At 40.9% G+C, this 20,296-nt stretch carries 22 protein-coding genes; 9 read left to right on the top strand and 13 right to left on the bottom strand.

Annotated elements, in window-relative coordinates; all coding sequences use genetic code 11:
• Position 1: 1 nt before the first annotated feature.
• Positions 2-1,528: a bifunctional phosphoribosylaminoimidazolecarboxamide formyltransferase/IMP cyclohydrolase gene (purH, locus tag WAO84_RS06775; RefSeq protein WP_340064639.1), complete on the bottom strand. Its 1,527-nt coding sequence runs from the start codon at positions 1,526-1,528 to the stop codon at positions 2-4.
• 82 nt (positions 1,529-1,610) lie between these two features.
• Positions 1,611-2,066, bottom strand: a complete 456-nt coding sequence (locus WAO84_RS06780; RefSeq protein WP_340064640.1) for a GAF domain-containing protein — start codon at positions 2,064-2,066, stop codon at positions 1,611-1,613.
• Between the two features lie 86 nt (positions 2,067-2,152).
• Between WAO84_RS06780 and xrtF the strand changes: the two genes are divergently transcribed.
• The 7 genes from xrtF to WAO84_RS06815 all read left to right on the top strand — a co-directional run bounded on the left by xrtF (position 2,153) and on the right by WAO84_RS06815 (position 6,058).
• Positions 2,153-2,680 (top strand): exosortase family protein XrtF, encoded by a 528-nt coding sequence (gene xrtF, locus WAO84_RS06785; protein ID WP_340064642.1) that lies wholly within the window; start codon positions 2,153-2,155, stop codon positions 2,678-2,680.
• The gene (locus WAO84_RS06790; protein ID WP_340064643.1) at positions 2,677-3,117 is read left to right on the top strand and encodes an exosortase F system-associated membrane protein; all 441 of its coding nucleotides are present in this window, start codon (positions 2,677-2,679) and stop codon (positions 3,115-3,117) included. Before xrtF ends, WAO84_RS06790 begins: the two co-directional genes overlap by 4 nt.
• Positions 3,118-3,365: 248 nt before the next feature.
• Positions 3,366-4,052, top strand: coding sequence for a DUF3347 domain-containing protein (locus WAO84_RS06795; RefSeq protein WP_340064645.1), 687 nt, complete (start codon positions 3,366-3,368; stop codon positions 4,050-4,052).
• 284 nt (positions 4,053-4,336) lie between these two features.
• Entirely contained in the window at positions 4,337-4,837 is a 501-nt protein-coding gene (locus WAO84_RS06800; RefSeq protein WP_340064646.1) for a hypothetical protein, read from the top strand.
• A gap of 338 nt (positions 4,838-5,175) precedes the next feature.
• Positions 5,176-5,436, top strand: a complete 261-nt coding sequence (locus tag WAO84_RS06805) for a hypothetical protein (protein ID WP_340064648.1) — start codon at positions 5,176-5,178, stop codon at positions 5,434-5,436.
• Between the two features lie 110 nt (positions 5,437-5,546).
• Positions 5,547-5,798: a type II toxin-antitoxin system Phd/YefM family antitoxin gene (locus WAO84_RS06810; RefSeq protein WP_340064650.1), complete on the top strand. Its 252-nt coding sequence runs from the start codon at positions 5,547-5,549 to the stop codon at positions 5,796-5,798.
• Positions 5,798-6,058 carry a Txe/YoeB family addiction module toxin gene (locus WAO84_RS06815; protein WP_340064651.1) on the top strand — a complete coding sequence of 87 codons (261 nt, stop codon included), beginning with the start codon at positions 5,798-5,800 and terminating at the stop codon, positions 6,056-6,058. The genes WAO84_RS06810 and WAO84_RS06815 overlap by 1 nt, the downstream gene beginning before the upstream one ends.
• 104 nt (positions 6,059-6,162) lie before the next feature.
• Here the strand turns inward: WAO84_RS06815 and WAO84_RS06820 are convergent, their stop codons facing one another.
• The 3 genes from WAO84_RS06820 to WAO84_RS06830 form a co-directional block, all read right to left on the bottom strand.
• Positions 6,163-6,375 carry a hypothetical protein gene (locus WAO84_RS06820; RefSeq protein WP_340064652.1) on the bottom strand — a complete coding sequence of 71 codons (213 nt, stop codon included), beginning with the start codon at positions 6,373-6,375 and terminating at the stop codon, positions 6,163-6,165.
• 247 nt (positions 6,376-6,622) lie between these two features.
• Positions 6,623-6,775 carry a hypothetical protein gene (locus WAO84_RS06825; RefSeq protein WP_340064653.1) on the bottom strand — a complete coding sequence of 51 codons (153 nt, stop codon included), beginning with the start codon at positions 6,773-6,775 and terminating at the stop codon, positions 6,623-6,625.
• Positions 6,776-7,014: 239 nt separating this feature from the next.
• Positions 7,015-8,154 (bottom strand): TlpA family protein disulfide reductase, encoded by a 1,140-nt coding sequence (locus WAO84_RS06830; RefSeq protein WP_340064654.1) that lies wholly within the window; start codon positions 8,152-8,154, stop codon positions 7,015-7,017.
• Between the two features lie 362 nt (positions 8,155-8,516).
• Between WAO84_RS06830 and WAO84_RS06835 the strand changes: the two genes are divergently transcribed.
• Complete coding sequence (locus tag WAO84_RS06835) at positions 8,517-10,391, top strand: hypothetical protein (RefSeq protein WP_340064655.1); 1,875 nt, start codon at positions 8,517-8,519, stop codon at positions 10,389-10,391.
• Between the two features lie 107 nt (positions 10,392-10,498).
• On the opposite strand, the gene groL is transcribed toward WAO84_RS06835, so the two are convergent.
• The 8 genes from groL to WAO84_RS06875 form a co-directional block, all read right to left on the bottom strand.
• Positions 10,499-12,139 (bottom strand): chaperonin GroEL, encoded by a 1,641-nt coding sequence (gene groL / locus WAO84_RS06840; protein ID WP_340064657.1) that lies wholly within the window; start codon positions 12,137-12,139, stop codon positions 10,499-10,501.
• Between the two features lie 73 nt (positions 12,140-12,212).
• Positions 12,213-12,491 carry a co-chaperone GroES gene (locus tag WAO84_RS06845; RefSeq protein ID WP_340064658.1) on the bottom strand — a complete coding sequence of 93 codons (279 nt, stop codon included), beginning with the start codon at positions 12,489-12,491 and terminating at the stop codon, positions 12,213-12,215.
• A gap of 147 nt (positions 12,492-12,638) precedes the next feature.
• Positions 12,639-12,989: a preprotein translocase subunit SecG gene (secG, locus tag WAO84_RS06850; protein ID WP_340064660.1), complete on the bottom strand. Its 351-nt coding sequence runs from the start codon at positions 12,987-12,989 to the stop codon at positions 12,639-12,641.
• 7 nt (positions 12,990-12,996) lie between these two features.
• On the bottom strand, positions 12,997-13,851 hold the full coding sequence (locus tag WAO84_RS06855; RefSeq protein ID WP_340064662.1) for a hypothetical protein: 855 nt from the start codon (positions 13,849-13,851) through the stop codon (positions 12,997-12,999).
• Between the two features lie 12 nt (positions 13,852-13,863).
• Positions 13,864-14,382, bottom strand: a complete 519-nt coding sequence (locus tag WAO84_RS06860) for an LptE family protein (RefSeq protein WP_340064664.1) — start codon at positions 14,380-14,382, stop codon at positions 13,864-13,866.
• 27 nt (positions 14,383-14,409) lie between these two features.
• Positions 14,410-15,672, bottom strand: coding sequence for a sigma-54 interaction domain-containing protein (locus WAO84_RS06865; RefSeq protein ID WP_340064667.1), 1,263 nt, complete (start codon positions 15,670-15,672; stop codon positions 14,410-14,412).
• Positions 15,673-15,738: 66 nt separating this feature from the next.
• Entirely contained in the window at positions 15,739-17,184 is a 1,446-nt protein-coding gene (gene miaB, locus WAO84_RS06870; RefSeq protein WP_340064670.1) for a tRNA (N6-isopentenyl adenosine(37)-C2)-methylthiotransferase MiaB, read from the bottom strand.
• Positions 17,185-17,260: 76 nt separating this feature from the next.
• Entirely contained in the window at positions 17,261-17,695 is a 435-nt protein-coding gene (locus WAO84_RS06875) for a hypothetical protein (protein ID WP_340064673.1), read from the bottom strand.
• Between the two features lie 119 nt (positions 17,696-17,814).
• Between WAO84_RS06875 and topA the strand changes: the two genes are divergently transcribed.
• Entirely contained in the window at positions 17,815-20,295 is a 2,481-nt protein-coding gene (topA, locus tag WAO84_RS06880; protein WP_340064675.1) for a type I DNA topoisomerase, read from the top strand.
• Position 20,296: the final 1 nt, after the last annotated feature.

Genomic DNA, 20,296 nt, shown 5'->3' on the forward strand with positions numbered 1-20,296 from the left:
ATTAATGCTTAAAATGTCGGGTTCCCGTAAATACCATGGCCATGTTATGGGCATTACAAAAATCAATGCTCAACTGGTCTTTTACAGAGCCTCCGGGTTGTATTACGGCACTAATACCTTCGTTATGGGCTATTTCCACACAGTCGGGAAAGGGAAAAAAGGCGTCACTGGCCATTACGGCTCCCTTAAGTTCGAACGAAAAGGAACGGGCTTTGTCAATAGCCTGTTTCAGGGCATCTACCCGGCTGGTTTGCCCGGTACCGCTGGCCAGCAGTTGTTTGTTTTTGGCTAGCACTATGGTGTTGGACTTGGTGTGCTTACTTATTTTTGAAGCAAACAGCAGGTCTTCTACGGCCTGTGCATCTGGTTTCTTTTCGGTTTGATATGTAAGGTCTTGCGCAGTATCGGTTTTGATGTCTTTATCCTGTACCAGCATTCCGTTCAGGCAGGTTCGTACCTGGGTTTCAGGCAGGTCTGTTTCTTTTTGTACCAGCAGAATACGGTTCTTTTTGGAGGTAAGGACCTCCAGTGCATCATGCGCAAATGCGGGAGCGATGACTACTTCGCAGAACAAAGTATTGATCTCGGCCGCTGTTTCGGCATCAATAGCTGTATTGGAGATGAGGATACCCCCGAAAGCGGATATGGGATCTCCGGCCAATGCAGCCAGGTATGCTTCTTTTACAGTGTTTCGGGTAGCAAGTCCGCAGGCATTATTGTGTTTGAGAATGGCAAAAGTAGGTGGTTCATTCTTGAACTCGGCCATCAGGTTTACCGCGGCATCTACATCCAGCAGATTGTTGTATGAGAGTTCCTTACCGTGCAGTTTGGTGAACAGGGTCTCAAAATCACCATAAAAATAGCCCTTTTGGTGGGGGTTTTCTCCATACCGTAATTCTCTGCCACCGGTATAGCTTACTTTCAGTGCTTCTTTTCCGGAGTTAAAATAGTTAAAAATAGCTGTGTCATAGTGGGAGGAGACATTAAAGGCACGGGCGGCAAAGGTTTTACGGTCCTCCAGGGTACTGCTTCCGTTCTTTTCGGTCAACAGTTCCAGAAAAGGGGTGTAATCATCTACTGAAGCCACACAGATCACATCTTTAAAATTTTTGGCAGCGGCCCGTATCAGGGAAATACCGCCAATGTCTATTTTTTCGATAATAGCCTGCTCTGAGGCTCCTTCGGCAACCGTTTTTTCAAAAGGGTACAGATCTACGATCACGATATCTATCTGTGGGATCTCGTAACGTTGCAGTTCGGCTATATCGGTATCGTTATCCTGGCGGTTAAGGATCCCGCCAAATACTTTGGGATGCAGGGTCTTTACCCGCCCCCCGAGAATGGAAGGGTAACTGGTTACGTCTTCTACAGGGATCACGTTGATCCCGAGATCCCGAATAAACTTTTCAGTGCCTCCGGTAGAATAGAGCGTAACTTCCAGCTCGTTGAGCTTTTCTACAATAGGTGCGAGTCCTTCTTTACTAAATACCGATATAAGGGCCGATTTTGCCGTTTTCAATGTATTCATTTCGATGCGGTTGCGATTAAGTGCAAAAGTAAATTTTTTGCATTAATATTGACCTCATAAGAACGAATAAAAATCAAAAAAATCAGAGTATGGCGGCTACTTTGGTATTCACATATTCCAGAAAGTGTTCGTCGTCCGGGGTAAACGGGTCTGCCACGTGCGAATCGATGTCTATCTGCCCTATATTCTCCCCGTTTACAAAAAGTGGGATCACGATCTCTGCTTTTACATGTATGCTGCAGGCCAGGTAATTATCCTGTGCGTGAACATCGGGCACTACAAAGTTCTTATTAGATACGGCTACCTGTCCGCAGATACCTTTCCCAAATGGTATAATGGTATGATCGGTAGGTTCACCGGCAAAAGCGCGTAGTTTTAATTCGTTTTTGGTACCGTTCTTAAAATAAAACCCCACCCAGTTATAATAGGGAACTTTAGATTGCAGTAAGATGCATACTGCCGTTAAGCGCGAGTCAACGGTTTGGTTGTGATCTTCGAGAAGGGCAGTAACCTCGTTTTTAAGGGTCTCAAAATTCATAGCCTTGTCAATTTTGGTATAAAAGTATTTAAAAATGAAAGACAGCCCGCTGTATATTTATTATATTTTTGTTTAAAACAAAGCTTTTGGTACAGCTATTTAAAAAATACCGTCCGGCCTTATTATTTGTACTGCGATTTTTTGTCGTCTATACGGTACTTACCTTACTCTACAGTTGGTATTTGCAGATATATGCGGGAGGGCCTGATCCGGTTACCCGCTGGGTGGCCGGTAAAAGTGTGGTTTTGGTAGAGGCACTGGGCTACAGCGGGAGAACACAGGTTTTTCCCGGAGCCGATTTTGTGAGCTTTTTTGTAAACGATACGAGTATTGCCCGGGTGGTAGAGGGGTGTAATTCGTTAAGTGTTATTATATTATTTATTGCTTTTGTTATTGCATATCGCGGCCCTTTGGTACATACCCTCCTTTTTATTCTGGGAGGCACTTTACTCATTTATGTGGTGAATACGGCCAGAGTGGCCCTTCTTATTATAGGCCTGTATGAGGTGCCCGAATACGGAGATGCCTTGCACCGCGTGTTTTTCCCCCTGGTTATTTACGGGCTGGTGTTTTTACTGTGGGTAATGTGGGTGCGTAAATTTGCCGGCTCATGAGGTCATTTTTAAGATACGGTACTGTTGCTGTAGCGCTTATACTTCTTGTGGTTATACGGGCTTTTGAAGATATTTTTTTTTACGATCCTTTCCTTGAGTTTTTTAAGGGGCCCTACCACAGGGCACCCCTGCCTAAGTTTTTCACAGGCAAACTTTTAATGCATATAACCCTTAGGTATGGTATGAACATGCTGTTATCCTTACTTATTTTATATGCTTTATTCAGGAACAGGGCTCTGCTTAAGTTTTCTTCAGGTTTGTATGCAGGAGCATTCCTTGTGTTTACAGGCGTGTATTTTCTGCTTCTGCATATTCAGGTTTCTCCGGAGTATTACCTGGTGGTATTCTATATAAGGCGTTTTCTTATTCAGCCTTTGTTACTTTTTATACTGGTTCCTGCTTTTTACTACCAGTACCATCGTGGTAAAACCCGTTAATACTCTGTTTTATAGAAAAAGCGTTTAAGTAAGATATATATGAATTCCTAAAAAATTAACATTTAAGTAAGAAAATATTCTGGGAAAGATGTAAAAAAGTTTAAGATATTTGTTGCGTTTTTTATAGTAACTGTTAAAAGCACGAACCTGTTATTTTAAGAGAAGATGTTTTAGAAGAGAGCAACTATTCTTTACAAAAAGCATCGGTCTTAAAAGATTTGTAAACATCAACTACTAAAATTACTGGTATGAATACGATACGAATATTGATTATGTTAACAGCACTTATAGTAAGTGTTTCCTGTGGTAAGAAAAAAGATAAGGAAGCGGTGGCCCCGGCTTCGGGAACATCGGTGGTACATGAAGGAGACGATCATAGCGGCCATGACCATAGCGATCATGACGGGCACGATCACGGTGGGCCTTCGGCTCCTGCTGCAGAGGGAGGAGACCCTGTGTTGGATACTACAACCGTACAACGTAAAACCCCTAAAAAGCCTGATATTGTTGCGTATCGCGATCCGCTGGCAAATGTGACCTTTGCCAACAAGCGTATTACCGATGTGTTTAAATACTATGGAGAGCTAAAAACCTCCCTGGTAAACGGCGATGTAGAACGCGCCATTAATGCCAGCAGTTACCTTATGATGGCCTATGCCAATATAGGGGTGGATGTAGGACTTCTTAACCGGGCCAACACCATATCCATGTCTCAGGACATAGAAGAGCAAAGAGCTGCTTTTCAGGGTGTGACCGATGACGTTCTCAACCTTATTCAGGGGAACCTTACCTCTGGTAAAGTATATAAAAAATTCTGCCCTATGGCTTTTGACAATAAAGGCGCCTATTGGCTCTCTTCTGAGAAAGAGATCGAGAACCCGTATTTCGGGGAGCAGATGCTGCGCTGTGGTAAAATACAGGAAACCATACAATAGGTACCATATTCTAACGGGCGGGGTCCGTCTGTTTGAGGAATAAAAAAGAAGCCGTCTCATTTGGTTAATGAGGCGGTTTTTCATTTTTCATTGGTAAACGATAGTTTTAAAATTGTTTTTAAAATTGTCGAAGTGGGTAGTGCCCCAAACGGATGTTTTAAAGAAAGGCCTTAGTTTTTAATTTGATTATCAATAATTTATATTTAAGATAAGCCTCTCAATAGAGGGCTTATCTAGTTCTTTGAAATCTCCACTATAGCCTGGGCTTAGTGCAATATGACCAGATGGGCAATATTACCCGGCTGACAAGGAACGGCCACCGGGATGTAAATGCTTCGAGTTTTGGGCTCATGGATGATCTTACCTATAGTTATCAGGGCAACCGGCTACAGGCCGTAGATGACGCCATAGAGGCCAGTGCCATGACCGGTTTTAAAGACGGAGCCGAGGCCACGACCGAGTACTTTTATGATGGCAATGGCAACATGACCCGGGATGATAATAAGGGGATCACGAATATCACCTATAACCATCTCAATTTACCTACCCAAGTAAGTTTTGCTAATGGGAATATTCAATATACCTATGATGCTTCCGACAGCAAGCTTCGCAAGACCGTTACTGAAAGTGGGAACACTACCACTACAGAGTACACAGGCGGTTATATCTATGAGAACGGCCAGTTACAGTTTTTTAATTATGAAGAAGTTAAAAAAGACTCTACACGATTTTCAAATACTGGTTATTTTCAGAACATCCGTATTAAAAAAGATATTATAGATTAAAATTATGATAATAAGACAAATACGAAATACTAAGACCATATTAATACTACTATTTTTTTCTTAGTTTCCTGTAATAAAGTGGGATGAATGAAGGCGGTTTTAATATCTTGAAACAACCTGATAAATACTGGTCAATTGATACTAATATGAAGTGGTTACAACATTCAATAGATAGAGGAGATGTTATTAAGCTACATCTGATCCAACAGACCTAAAAAAATATATATCGTAATGGTGTCGATGGTAAAAAAACAGTATACGGTCAAGAAGTAGATTATTTAAAATCTAAAGGATATACTTATGACCCAGATACGCAATCATTTATACAACAATAAGAAATGGAAATAGATATTAAGAATAAAATAGAAAAAGACTTTGGAGATAAAACTTCAAAAGCTATCAAATTATTAGAGAATTTTGAAAAAGAAAATGATGTAAGCCCAAGGGTCAGTAGGTGTATAATTTATTTGGCGGATGGAAATATTGATAAATTAAAAGCCAATATCAAGACAGCAGAAGATGATTGGCGTGATATTATCGATATAGCAGAAGAGAGTAATTTTGAATCCAATAAAGCTTTTGGTAGTGTAGTAAATTAGGATACGGAAAAATACACAAGCTATACTCTTACGGTAACGTGAGGTTAGTTAAATGAAGATATTTAATATTAAAGTACGTATTTGCGTACTTTTATTAATATCTTTGCTTTATGGAAAGCGTAAATTATACAGATTTTCGTTCTAATCTGAAGTATTGGTTCGATAAAGTGGTTAATGATGTAAGTGATGTGATCATTAGGCGGAAAGGCGGAAAGGACCTTGTGCTTATTTCACTGGATGAATACAACTCATTAAAAGAAACTACCTATTTACTTACAGGTAAAAACAGGGATGTATTATTGAGATCTATTAGCGAACTGGAAGCTGGTAAAGGTATTGAAAAAGATATGATTGAGGAATAATGCGATTAATATGGTCTGCAACATCCTGGGAAGACTACCTCTACTGGCAAAAAGTAGATAGGAAAGTGGTGAAACGCATTAATGAGCTTCTAAAAAGCTGTATGCGTACTCCTTTTGAAGGCATAGGCAAACCCGAAGCATTAAAAGGTGACCTACAGGGATACTGGTCAAGGCGCATTACCTCAGAACACCGACTAGTGTATAAATATGAAAACAAAGAATTGTGGGTAGCGGCCTGCCGTTATCACTACGGGAAATAGAAATATTAAAAGGCCAATAAGGTATATACTTGCCCGAATGATGCAACGAAAAATAGTATTTTGATAAACAGACAATAAAAAAAGGAGATGATTCCCTTTTTTATTTAAAGCGGTTTTACATTTAAACAGGGAAACTGCCTGTTTCCGGTAGTACAGCCTACACCGTCGGCAGCAGTACATTCGGGTCCCGTACAGGTAATGACCGATCCGTCCGGACAATTGGCACTACAGGTAGCCGATTCTAAAGTACCGCCGGATATTACTTTTTGTTCTTTTCTGTTAAGAACCTTCCAGGAGTTTGATTTTAAATTTTTCATCTTAAACTTTTTTATAAATTATGTATAAATTTAGCAACCCAGAGTGAAGGAAAAAACTTAATTATCATAATTAACGTAGTTTTATGGAATTTGCTTTAACTCCGGGCTACTTACCGTTATAATTGAAAAGTCTAGTAATAAAATTTTTAATTTTTAAAGAGAATAAAAATCTAATAAAAATTGGCTGGGTATATTCCAGCCAATTTTCTATTTACTCACTTCATGGGTACTTCAAAAAATAGCGCTTTTATCCTTTGGGCCAGCATCTATTACTCCCATGAACATGAGTACAATCGCAATTGGAAGGACAATCTGATGAATTATTGCAGGTAGTACCGTTATCACAACGATTGTTGTCATTTCCTATATCTGATACACTTCCCCCAATCATTAATTTCATTTCATCTCGTGTCAGAGACTGTTTAAACAATTTTAAATAGCTATTCATTATATATAAAATTAAATTATCCTACTCTTTACAGGTTTTTCGGTTCCACCTAAAATTCAATTACTGATAATATTGATGGGTAATTTGGATTGAGATTCACTTTGGAGTCTAAATTCCATTCAGATCAATAAAAACACTTTAACCTTGCTTAGATACCTTTCAACATGATAAAGAATATCTATAAATACTTGCTAATCAAATGTATTCTGTAAGAAATTATTTAAATCTTCTGGTGTAATGTTTCGCTCAATTATTGCACCCTCACTGTTAATTAAAAATGTAGTAGGAAAGCTAATGATATTTAGTTTATTGGTTTCTATACCATTTTCATCTAAATAGTGCACCCAATTGAATCCCTTTTCGTTAATTGTGTTCTTCCAATTTTGTATTTTATCGGTTTTATCAATAGATATGCTAACAATTTCAAATCCCTGTTCTTTGTACTTTTCATAGAGATGGATATATTTTGGCATTTCAACAAGACATGGTTTACAATTGGAAAACCAAAAATCCAAGAGAATGTATTTGTTATTACTGAAGTCATTCAATTTAAAACTAACATCTCTCAAGTCTATGTTTTTAAGGGGTAACTCTTTGTTTTTGAGGGAGAAAATACGGGATTTTTTTAAACCTGCATAAAGTTTGTCAAACAATTCTGTTTTCTTGATTTCATCAGAAAAAAGATTCATGGACTCATCATATAACTTGTTATATCGCTGGCTGCGGGAAGAAAAATAGTTTGCAAATAACCATAAAGGAACATAAGAGTCGGGGTTGTCTTTCAAAAAGTCCACTATGAAACGGTCTCGTAATTCGCCAACTTTTATTCTTTCATCAACTGAGCTCGCTTGCCACCATAAATTGTCAATCGAGTCTAATCCTTTACTTTTCAATAGTTCATATTCTTTTTGAGTCTTAGATTTTTTATCTGTTATGATAACTTTTTTATCCTTATTTACAAAGCTAACTGAGAGTTCAGTAAGGCCACTGTCAATGAAAAATTTATCTGAAAGCCCTATTTTGTCCGCCAAAATATCAAACATAACGGGGTGAGGCGGTTTCTTACCCTTAAAATTAACAATGCCACCCTCAACAGGTCCTTTGAACAACATAGAGTATGTAGAATCCAGAAACTTTTCGGAAACAAAACTGGGATACATAGACAAGGAATCAATTTTTGCTTCGGTTTTAATAATGACTTCAAAGTCGTTATTCACTTTCTCTTTGCAGGAGAACAAAATCAGAGGTAACATAATTAAGGTTAACCATCTCCTGATTGTATTACCGTTCTTTCGTGTTAAAAGAATATCTGTAAAGCTTAATTTGTTCATAATTAAACGTTTGTTTTGGTAACTATTTTCTTAAATACAGTAAAAGTTATTTGAGAAAAACTACCCTTAAATTCAACAGGTTTTGTTGAAATTTTCCTAAAAATAGCTAATTGAGTTTATATTGGTTCTTTGGTCTCTACTAACAAATTGTTAAAGTTGGAAAAGCTGCCCTAAGCATTTGGGGATGAACAATTTTCAAGTAGTAGAGTAATTAAAACCTAGATTACCTATCTACTTTTCTATAATGATATAACTTTCTTCTAATAATTCTCCATACTATCTATGGCTTTTGTAGAAAAATACTCATTACAGGGGAGACTAAGTGTTTGATAAACAGGTATATTTAACAAATTTCTTTTGTTATGAATTATACAGATCTCATCCTTCAATCGGCACCATATCTTATTACGGGGTGTGTGCTTTACATGGCCCTTACTCTTATTATGGTACACATCCTTACGTTTCTTCAGCCTAAGGTGTACCAGTATCAGGTTTCTAAAGACCGTCCTTTTCGGGGGTATTTTAAAACATTGCTAAATGATATGGTTTCAGGGCCCCGGCTTTACGGCAATACACTGCGCTACCTTTGGCCATTTCATAAAATCAGTTATCCTGTAATGGAAAACGATCGTATAGAACGTTGGCTGGCTGTACTCCGGTCCTTCCGAAACTATATAAAGCCGTTTATTATTTGTGCATTAATTTTTGAAACGTTGAAATGGGCCATTTCGCAAAAAATTGCCTATGAGGAGATGACAATGGTTCTGCCTAAGGTACAACAGGCACTGGCGTATCTGGATGGACTCCCTTTGCTGGAATGGGTATTTGACCATAGACTATTTGTTAATTTTTTTCTGGGGCTTCTCATTCTTATGGTCCCGTTCCTGTTTTACAGAAGAAAGCGGTTTAAAAAATGGAAAGCGTACCTCAATGCGGGGTTTATTAGTATTGCAATTCTTACTAATGTTACCTTTTTTACCGGAAAACTGGGCGATTTTCATAATGAGGAAACACGTAAACTGGCCGATCTGGAACTGCGTTTGGAGACGGTTCACAATCGCATATACCAAAGAATAGCGGTTGATGCCCTTGATCAAAATTTTACGCAAGCCCTGGAAACAGCCGCAGAAGCCTATCAAATGTCGGTACAGGAAATAGAAGATCGGTTACCGGAAGATACAAAGACTTTTGTAAATACTTCTTTAAAAGACAGCCTGCTGGCAGATGCCAACCGACTGATACAACCAATAAGGGCCTCCAAAATTATAACCAACTGGAAGCCGCCCGGGTATTTTACTGCAAATCAGGAGAAGGGGATCGAGGCGCTTAAAAAGTTTTATACATCAAAAAGAAATGAAACCACATCCCCCGAAATAGACTACCTGACTAACCGTGAAAAATGGAATTTAACAGATGGGGAAGCACTGTATAAAAAGGTAGTCGCCAAAGTGACAGAGCGAAAAAAGAGATCGCCCCGCAGCTTTGCAAAAGGCTCCCGAAATTATATGGTGCTGGAAGAATTTTACAACCTGGTAGCAGCACTTACTGTAAATACTCTTTTATCATATATAGAACTTGAAAACAAAGATCTTTTTAAAAAAGCAGCCAAAGAATTTGCCACTTTTAAAAGGCCAGAAGTGCTAAACACGATTATTCGCTTTTTTGCTCCGCATCAAAAAAAGGCTCCGGTAACTGGTTTTCTTTCGGATGAAGTAACCGAAGCGAATACTTTAAAAAAGCGCTACGACCATATGGCAAATGTTTATAAAAAGAAAGAACAGCAGTTAGTAGCAGCACTCAAAAAAGAAAACCGTGCCCTTGAAAGGCATATTCGCAATAAGATAGAAAGTACAGTACTTACCGATGTTTCTAACCGTTTGAAAAAAGGGAGCCGGCTGCTTTCAAACGACTCTTACATAAGTGAAGGCACCAAAAATGAACAAACCGATCTTGTGAATAAAACCATTGATGAGTGGTCATCAGTTAAAAAAGAGATCTTACAAGAGTATCAACCTGAGATCAATAGCCTGTACCGCAAAGCTGTTACCTATGACAATGCGTCCAATCCGGCGACATACAACAACTACCTTAAAAACCGGTTGGGTACGGTGGCTGCCGAAACTACGTTGGCCATGGCCGATGTTTTCAGGAACATCCCTGTTATCTGCCCCTGTTGTTTCAGGGATATCAATACCGTGAGAAAATGTATCCCGGTTAATCCTATTTGTGTTAAATAGTAACATAACCCGAAAAGGCCTGTTTGTAAAGTGTTTTTACTGCGGGTATAAAAACAAAAAAACCGGATACAAAGTTGTATCCGGTTCTTAGAATATAGATGGTTTGTTTACATCATACCCGGCATACCGCCGCCCATGGGTGGCATACCGCCTCCCGCTGCAGGTGTTTCTTCTTTAATATCTACTAAAGCACACTCGGTAGTAAGGATCATACCCGCTACTGAAGCTGCATTTTCAAGAGCGATACGGGTTACTTTCTTAGGATCAATGATCCCGGCTTCAAGCATATTTACATAGGTCTCAGATTTGGCATCGTATCCAAAATCACCTTTACCTTCCAGTACTTTGGAAACTACGACAGAGCCTTCTCCTCCGGCATTCTCTACAATGGTTCTGAGAGGAGACTCAATGGCGCGCATTACGATCTGAACCCCTGTAGCTTCATCTTCATTGAGGGTTTTTACCGTATCCAGTACTGCTTTGGCTCTTACCAACGCTACACCTCCACCGGCAACAATACCTTCTTCTACTGCTGCTCTTGTGGCATGAAGGGCATCATCTACACGGTCTTTTTTCTCTTTCATTTCTACTTCAGAAGCTGCACCTACATACAGTACTGCTACCCCGCCGCTTAATTTGGCAAGACGCTCCTGTAGTTTTTCTTTGTCATAGTCTGAAGTAGTGGTTTCAATTTGTGCCTTTATCTGGTTTACACGGGCTTTGATATCATCTCCGTTACCTGCTCCGTTTACCACTGTTGTATTGTCTTTGTCAATAGACACTTTCTCAGCTGTACCCAGCATATCTATAGAAGCATTCTCCAGTGTAAAGCCTCTTTCTTCGGAGATTACAGTACCTCCGGTAAGAATGGCAATGTCTTCCAGCATAGCTTTTCTGCGGTCACCAAAGCCAGGTGCTTTTACGGCAGCGATCTTAAGGGCACCTCTTAGTTTGTTTACAACCAGGGTAGCCAGCGCTTCTCCGTCCACGTCTTCTGCAATAATTAATAAGGGCTTTCCGCTTTGAGCTACGGGCTCCAGTACAGGAAGCAGATCCTTCATGGAAGAGATCTTCTTATCGTAAAGCAGGATGTACGGATTTTCCAGGTCGGTGATCATTTTTTCAGAATCCGTAACAAAGTAAGGAGAAAGATATCCGCGGTCAAACTGCATACCTTCTACTACATCTACATAAGTATCGGTACCTTTGGCTTCTTCTACGGTAATTACTCCTTCTTTACCTACTTTTTCAAAAGCCTGGGAGATGAGCTCTCCAATGGTTTCATCGTTGTTTGATGATATAGATGCTACCTGAGTGATCTTCTCGGAAGAGTCACCTACTTCTTTAGATTGTTTTTCCAGGTCTTTTACAATAGTATTTACGGCTTTGTCAATACCTCTTTTAAGGTCCATAGGATTGGCACCTGCCGCTACGTTTTTAAGTCCTTCTTTTACAATAGCCTGTGCCAGTACGGTTGCGGTAGTGGTGCCGTCTCCGGCAAGGTCATTGGTTTTAGAAGCTACTTCTTTTACCATTTGGGCACCCATGTTTTCCAGTTCGTCTGGAAGCTCAATCTCTTTTGCTACCGAAACACCATCTTTGGTTACGGTAGGTGCTCCAAATGATTTGCTTATGATAACATTTCGTCCTTTGGGACCCAGGGTAACTTTAACTGCATTGGCAAGAGCATCTACTCCACGTCTCAGGCCATCACGGGCTTCTATGTCAAATTTTATGTCTTTAGCCATAATTATTTTAAATTTTTATACTAAGTTTTTTTGTGATATGGTTTTAAATAAGCTGGTGGGTTCTGAAAGGCCGTTAAACAATAGCCAGAATGTCACTTTCCCGCATAATAAGATAATCGGTACCTTCCAGTTTAAGCTCGGTACCGGAATATTTACCATACATAACGGTATCCCCCACTTTAACGGTAACAGGCTCATCTTTGGTACCGGGACCTACTGCTACCACAATACCTTTTTGAGGTTTCTCTTTGGCGGTATCAGGTATGATAATACCGGAAGCTGTAGTGGTTTCTGCTGCAACGGGTTCAACAAGCACCCTGTCTGCCAACGGTTTAATGTTTACTTTGCTCATTCTAATAACTTTTTATAACTGATTAATTAAAATTAACTTTCCTGCAATGAGCAGAAATTATGCCAATAGCAGGAAACTGACAATGTTTTAAATAAAAAATGCCAGCTTGTCATTAGCTGGCATTATATGGAGAAAAGATTTCACATTTTAATTGGTTGTGGCAGTATCCTGCGCACGTTCGGGTGCTCCGGCAGGTGCACTGTCAGGAACGGTATTCTCTATATCCTGGCCTTCCAGTAACTTGGAATCGGCCGAGGAGCTTTCACGTTTTACAGCGATATTGGAAACCAGTATCAGCGCTATCATGATCGTGGCCAGGGTCCAGGTACTTTTGTCGAGAAAGTCTCCCGTTTTTTTCACACCACCTACTACCTGACTGCCACTTCCTCCAAAAGAAGAAGAGAGTCCGCCACCTTTAGGATTCTGTACCATAATAACCAGTACAAGTAACATAGCTACAATGATAATAAGTATTAAAAAAATTGAAAATGCACTCATTTGAATATCACTTATTTTGTTGTAAATTCATTATTGCCCGAATTTGGTCTGCAAAGAAACCACTTTTTTCCGGATATTTCAAACTTAATATTTTATAGGCCTGTATGGCTTTTTTGTACTTACGCTGTTCCAGATATACTCTGGCCAGGGTTTCGGTCATGAGTTCTGATTTTTCGAGTGTCTGCTCTTTAGCGAGGTTTACTGATGCAGCAGCTTCTTTGGAGGGTACAATTTTAGGATTGTTGTCTATAAACTTATCGATTAAGGCAAATTTCCAGTTCTTGCGGGAGCCTGCTGAGGTCTCTGCACTTTTAGCGGCTTCCGGTGTATCTCTCTCAACAGGTTGTAATGCGGAAAGTTTTAACCATTCGGTAAATGAGTGTTTTTCATCCGGGCTAAACTCCAGTGGTTTTCCCAGCCGCAGGGCCTTTTCACGGTTTTGGTCATTACCGTCTTTGGGTTTAAAAAGTTCGGGGTTCAATACGGCACTGGCTTCTTCTTTGGAGCCCAGGTCTTCTTCTTTTACTTCCTGTTCTGCTTTGGCCCCCACTTCTTCTATGTTTACGGGTATGTTTTTAAGATTTAGGGCCTGTTTGGTAATTGTACCGGCAATTTCATTCTGATTAAATACCTCTGAAGTAATAAAATCAAAAAGGATACTGCGATCGGTGGTGTGAGCGGCAGTTTTTTTGAGTGCCTGGTTGTATTTAAAACTCTCAATGGCTTTGAGCCCTTTAAGGTGCAGCGCGCGTGCCGATTGAAAATAAGGGTAGGCCTCAATCACTTTTTCAAGCTCGGCTGTTTGCCCGGGATCTACCGATGCGGGATGCTGTAACAGGTATGTAAACTCAGATACGATCATACAAAACAGTAATTACCAGTCGGCCAGAGAAGCGTTAAATATATCCTGTGACAAACGGTCAAAGATCTCTTCATGGGCCTGGCCCTTTATAGCGTCTATTTGCTGCGCAGCGGGATAATCAAAGAAAAAAGAGAACCGTTTTTCAAAATCCTTATCCTCTTCTACATTGTTGGTGTACCTAACGTTTACCGCTATGGTAAGCCGGTTTTGGGCCGCAGTCTGGTTGGCAGTGGCACTGTTGGGAGTAATACGGTAATCTACGATCTCACCTTCATATACAATATCGCCCCCTGTGGTTACCAGATCCAGATTGGTCTGGTTCAGGATCACGTTTTGCAGAAACTGAGTAAAATCCCTGTCCAGGGCCGGTTCAATAATGGGGGCATTATTCTGGAAAAAATTTACCTGAAAGGTCTTTGCATTTCCAGTACTTCCCCCGGTAAAATTATATACTCCGCAACTGTTGGTAACAACCACGGCAAAAAGAACGGGTATAAAACGGAACAGTATTTTTCTAACTAACGTCATCATACAAATATAAGGTATAAGACTTTTGGCCTAAAGGTCGTATTGTTTAATTTTTCTGTACAGGGTACGTTCTGATATGCCAAGCTCATGGGCGGCTGCTTTGCGCTTTCCTTTGTTCCGTTCCAGTGCTTTTTTAATAAGCTCCAGTTCTTTGTCCTGTAAAGAAAGGGTTTCTTCTTCTTCGATCTCTTCGGCAAAATGATACTTATCTCCTTCGGTTGGAGGCTTGGCCGAGGTTTCCGGAATTTCCAGAACTTCAAAAGTTTCCTCTTCAGGTTCAGTATAGTCGTCAGGATCATTTTCTTCGTTCCCGTATATTTTATCAATGAGCCCCTGGTGTTCTTCCTGTACTTTTTTGTGATTGCCACTTTGCATAAGCTCCAGGGTAAGCTTCTTAAGGTCGTTAAGATCACTTTTCATGTCGAAAAGTACCTTGTATAGAATTTCGCGTTCGCTGCTAAAATCACTTTGAGATTTGGCACTGGGTATCACGGCGGGCAGATTGCTGCCTATACCGGGTAAATACCCTGAGAGGGTAGTTGCCGAGATATTGCGTTTCTGCTCCAGTACCGATATCTGTTCGGCTACATTGCGCAGCTGACGTATGTTCCCGCTCCACCGGTATTTGAGCAAAAGGCTCACGGCATCGTCTTCCAGGCGAATGGTAGGCATTTTGTATTTATTGGCAAAATCGGAAGCAAACTTCCTGAACAATAAATGAATGTCTTCTTTTCGTTCCCGTAAGGGCGGCAGGTGTATTTCTACTGTGCTGAGCCGGTAATACAGGTCTTCTCTAAACCTTCCTTTATCTATGGCCTCAAACATATCTACATTGGTGGCGGCTACAATACGTACATCGGTCTTCTGTACTTTGGAAGAACCTACTTTTATAAACTCACCATTTTCAAGAACCCTAAGAAGCCGTACCTGCGTAGTAAGGGGCAGTTCACCTACTTCATCTAAAAAAATGGTACCACCGCTAGCCTCTTCAAAATACCCGCTTCTGGTGGCGGTAGCTCCCGTAAAGGATCCTTTCTCATGGCCAAAGAGTTCACTGTCTATAGTGCCTTCGGGAATGGCACCGCAGTTTACAGCTATGAATTTGCCGTGTTTACGGTGTGACAGGGAATGAATGATCTTGGGAATGCTTTCTTTCCCAACACCGCTTTCCCCGGTGACCAGCACAGAAATATCTGTAGGGGCTACCTGTATGGCTTTTTCTATGGCCCGGTTAAGCTTAACATCGTTGCCAATAATACCGAAGCGTTGTTTTATAGATTGAACACTCTCCATCTGGTTTGTTAGTATTGAGGCCCCTGTTTTCCAAAAACGGGTTGAACAGAGGTGTAAAACTGGTTATTAATTCATGCTGGCATAGCCTACTGCCTCTCCTATAAGTGTGGCAGAGGTACAGTTGGTTATTTTTACATTTACAAAATCACCTTTTTTGTAATGCAGCTTTGGAAACACTACTACGGTATTTTGGGTGTTTCTTCCCATCCAGTGTGTATCTGATTTTTTAGAGGTACCTTCAATAAGTACTTCTTCTGTGTTCCCTATGTGTTGTTGGGTACGATAATGCGAGTGTTTTTGCTGCAGGGCAATGATCTCTGTGAGCCTTCTTTTCTTCACATCATTTGGAACATCGTCTTCCATTTTTCTTCCTGCAAGGGTGCCGGGTCTTTCCGAATAGGCAAACATGAACCCAAAGTCATATTTCACATATTCCATAAGAGAAAGGGTGTCCCGGTGGTCTTCTTCGGTTTCAGTGGGAAAGCCGGTAATCATATCCTGTGAGATCCCACATCCGGGAATAATTTCCCGAATTTTATCAATTAGGGTAAAGTACTCTTCCCTGGTATGCAGGCGGTTCATTTTCTTTAGAATACGGTCACTGCCACTTTGTACGGGCAGGTGTATGTATTTGCAAATATTGTGATAGCGGGCCATGATATGCAGTACATCTTCTGTCATGTCCTGTGGGTTGGAGGTGGAAAAGCGTATGCGCATACGCGGTTGTGCCTCAGCTACCATACTGAGCAGTTTGGCAAAATTAACGGCCATCGCTTTTTGCATTTCCGAGGCTTTTTCAAAATCTTTTTTGAGTCCGCCACCGTACCAAAGATAGCTATCTACATTTTGCCCCAGCAGGGTTATTTCTTTAAAGCCTTTTTCCCAAAGGGTATTTACTTCTTCTATAATAGATTGCGGATCCCGGCTTCGTTCCCGGCCACGGGTAAAGGGAACCACACAAAACGTACACATATTGTCACAACCCCGGGTAATGGAAACAAAAGCAGTTACACCATTGCTGTTGAGGCGTACAGGTGCTACATCTCCATAGGTTTCGTCTTTGGAAAGGATGACATTTACGGCACTTCGGCCTTCGTCTATTTCCTGAATGAGATTGGGCAGGTCCTTATAAGCATCGGGCCCCACTACCATATCAACAATTTTCTCTTCTTCCAGAAATTTACTTTTCAGGCGTTCTGCCATACAGCCGAGTACCCCTACTTTCATATGGGGGTTTATTTTTTTTACAGCATTAAATTTTTCTAGACGTTTACGTACGGTGAGCTCTGCTTTTTCACGTATGGAGCAGGTATTTACCAGCACCAGATCTGCCTCTTCCAGCCGCTGCGTGGTATTAAAGCCTTCACCGGCAAGAATGGAGGCTACGATCTCACTATCTGAAAAATTCATCTGGCAGCCATAACTTTCTATATACAGTTTTCGGCTGTTGGTTTTATCAGACTCCATTATCAGGCTTTCTCCCTGTCTTTTTTCGTCAATAATTTTCTCCATAAAAGCGATCTGCAAATTAAAACGGCAAAGATAGTTTAAAATAATGAGGTGTCAAAGTGTCAGTAACGGGTGATCTTTAAAGCATTTTTACTTTTTTTGAAGGTAAAAATAAAGAGGCTTTTCCTTGTTTCGTTTTTTTGTTTCCTTCGTCATTTTTGGGTTCCCGCTTGTATGTTTTTTGCAAAAACCATCCTGTACACAGGAGTGGTCTCTGCAGCATGATAATGATATTTTTAAAGGATCGGACCGGTGTTATACTATGGGGTATTTTATACACTACGGTACTCGAGTATCCTGCTTCTTTTTCTTTCGTGAGGAAAAAGAACAACAACTTGTTTTTACGATAGGGTAGCAGGGCTATATCCTGATAAATATAAAGAGTGGGGCCTGGGCCTTTACGATTATCCCTTTGCGGGCTGGCTGTCTTTAAAGCAAAAATGATATGGCAGTGGCGGGCGCAACACATACCGTATGGAATACCGTCATAGCAGTCCCGAAACTTTACACGCACAGAGGCATGATTTTATGCAGTTTATCTTTGCCGGCAGATTTTGATTTTACACTAAAATAAAGCGCGGTAAAGCTCAAATTACCAAATTCTGTTACTTTTGTATTCTGAAAATTCCGTTTATGGCAAAAAATTTAGTTATAGTAGAGTCGCCGGCCAAAGCCAAAACCATAGAAAAATTCCTGGGAAAAGACTATCAGGTAGCTTCCAGTTTTGGTCATATTGCTGATTTGCCTTCTAAGGAGTTAGGCGTTGATGTAGATAAGGGGTTCAAACCTAAATATATAGTATCCAAAGACAAAAAAGCAATTGTTAAAAAACTCAAAGAGCTGGCAGGTAAAGCAGAAACTGTTTGGCTGGCCAGTGATGAAGATCGGGAAGGAGAGGCCATTGCCTGGCACCTGGCAGAAGAGCTGAAGCTGGACCGTGACAAAACCCGGCGTATAGTGTTTAACGCCATTACCAAAAGTGCCATAACCAGGGCCATTGAGAATCCGCGAAGTATAGATTACAACCTGGTGAATGCCCAACAGGCCCGAAGAGTACTGGACCGCCTGGTAGGATACGAGTTATCACCCATTTTGTGGAAAAAGATAAAGACTGGATTATCGGCCGGAAGGGTACAATCGGTTTCTGTGCGTCTTATTGTAGAGCGCGAACGTGAAATTCAGGATTTTACCCCCCAGGCTTCCTATAAAATCGTAGCTGAGTTTAAAACGTCTGAAGGAAAAGTATTTAAGGCAAAACTTTCGAAAAGTTTTAAAAACATAGAAGAGGCGCGTTCGTTTCTTAAAAAAAATACAGGGGCCACCTTTAAAATTGCCGGTCTGGAAACCAAACCGGCCCGAAAGTCGCCCGCCCCGCCGTTTACCACCTCTACCCTGCAACAGGAAGCCTCCAGAAAACTGTATTTTTCGGTAAGCCGTACAATGGGAGTGGCACAGCGCCTGTATGAAGCCGGACTCATTACTTACATGAGAACAGACAGTGTAAACCTCTCTAAAGAGGCCATTGAAGCTGCCAAACAGGAAATACAAAACGCCTATGGTGAAAAATACAGCCATCCCCGTAATTATGCATCCAAAAGCAAAGGCGCTCAAGAGGCTCATGAAGCCATACGCCCAACTGATATGTCACGGCACTCTGTGAGCCTTGAAAGGGACCAGGCCCGCCTGTACGAATTGATCTGGAAAAGAGCCATTGCTTCGCAAATGAGCGATGCGCAACTGGAACGTACCAATGTAAAGATCAGTGCCAGTACCCATCAGGAACAATTTGTTGCCAACGGAGAGGTCTTAAAATTTGACGGATTTTTAAAAGTATATCTGGAAGGCACCGATGAAGAAGATGAAGAACAGGAAGGAATGTTACCTGCTCTGCAAAAAGGGGAAGAAGTGTATAACCGTTATATAACTGCTACCGAAAGATTTACCCGCCCACCGTATCGATATACCGAGGCTTCCCTGGTGAAGAAGCTGGAAGAACTGGGTATTGGGCGTCCCTCTACCTATGCACCTACCATATCTACCATTCTCAACCGGGGCTATGTGGAAAAAGGAACCATAGAAGGGAACGAAAGAAAATATACACAGCTCACCCTTGAGAACCATGAGATAAAAGAGGACCTGCTTACCGAGATGGTAGGGGCCGATAAAGGTAAACTCGTTCCTACCGATATAGGTATGATCGTAAATGATTTTCTGGTAAACCATTTTTCAACGATACTCGACTACAACTTTACAGCCAAAGTAGAACAGGATTTTGACGATATTGCTTCGGGTGAAGAAGACTGGACGCAGATGATGAAAGATTTTTATAAAGATTTTCATCCTCAGGTAAAAGACGTAGAGGAAAATGCCGAAAGAGAAACCGGAGAGCGTATTTTAGGATCCGATCCCGAAAGTGGCCGACAGGTAAGTGTGCGGCTGGGACGTTTTGGCTCTATGGTACAAATAGGAACGGCAGATGAAGAAGAGAAACCCCGTTTTGCCAGTTTGTTACCAGACCAGTCTATAGACACCATTACCTTTGAAGAAGCGATGGACCTTTTCAAACTTCCCAGAAAACTGGGATCTTATAAAGATCAGGATGTAGAAGTAAATGTAGGTCGTTTTGGCCCTTATGTGCGCTTTGGCAAATCTTTTGTTTCACTTGATAAGGCCGATGATGTATTTGAAGTAACCCTGGAGCGGGCCGTAGAACTCATTAAACAAAAAGAAAAAGCCGATGCCCCCATTGCCACCTATAAGGGAATGGAAGTCTCCAAAGGAAAGGGCCGTTTCGGGCCGTTTATCAAATGGAACAATATGTTTATCAACGTAAACAAAAAATACGATTTTGATAACCTTACCCAGGCAGATGTGGAAGTGCTTATAGAAGATAAACTTAAAAAAGAAGCCGAAAAGTTGTTACGCGAATGGCCCGAAGAGAGCATACGTATTGAAAAAGCCCGATGGGGCCGTTTCACTATCATTAAGGGCCGTACCAAAGTAGAACTTTCCAAAGATACCGATGTAGCCGCTTTAACCCTCGAAGAGGTAAAGGCATTACTAGAAGAAAAGACCCCGAAACGTAAAAAAACCACCAAATCCAAAAAGAAATAGG

It is taken from the genome of Ascidiimonas aurantiaca (genome assembly GCF_037646345.1).
GTDB classification, from domain to species: Bacteria; Bacteroidota; Bacteroidia; order Flavobacteriales; family Flavobacteriaceae; genus Ascidiimonas; species Ascidiimonas aurantiaca.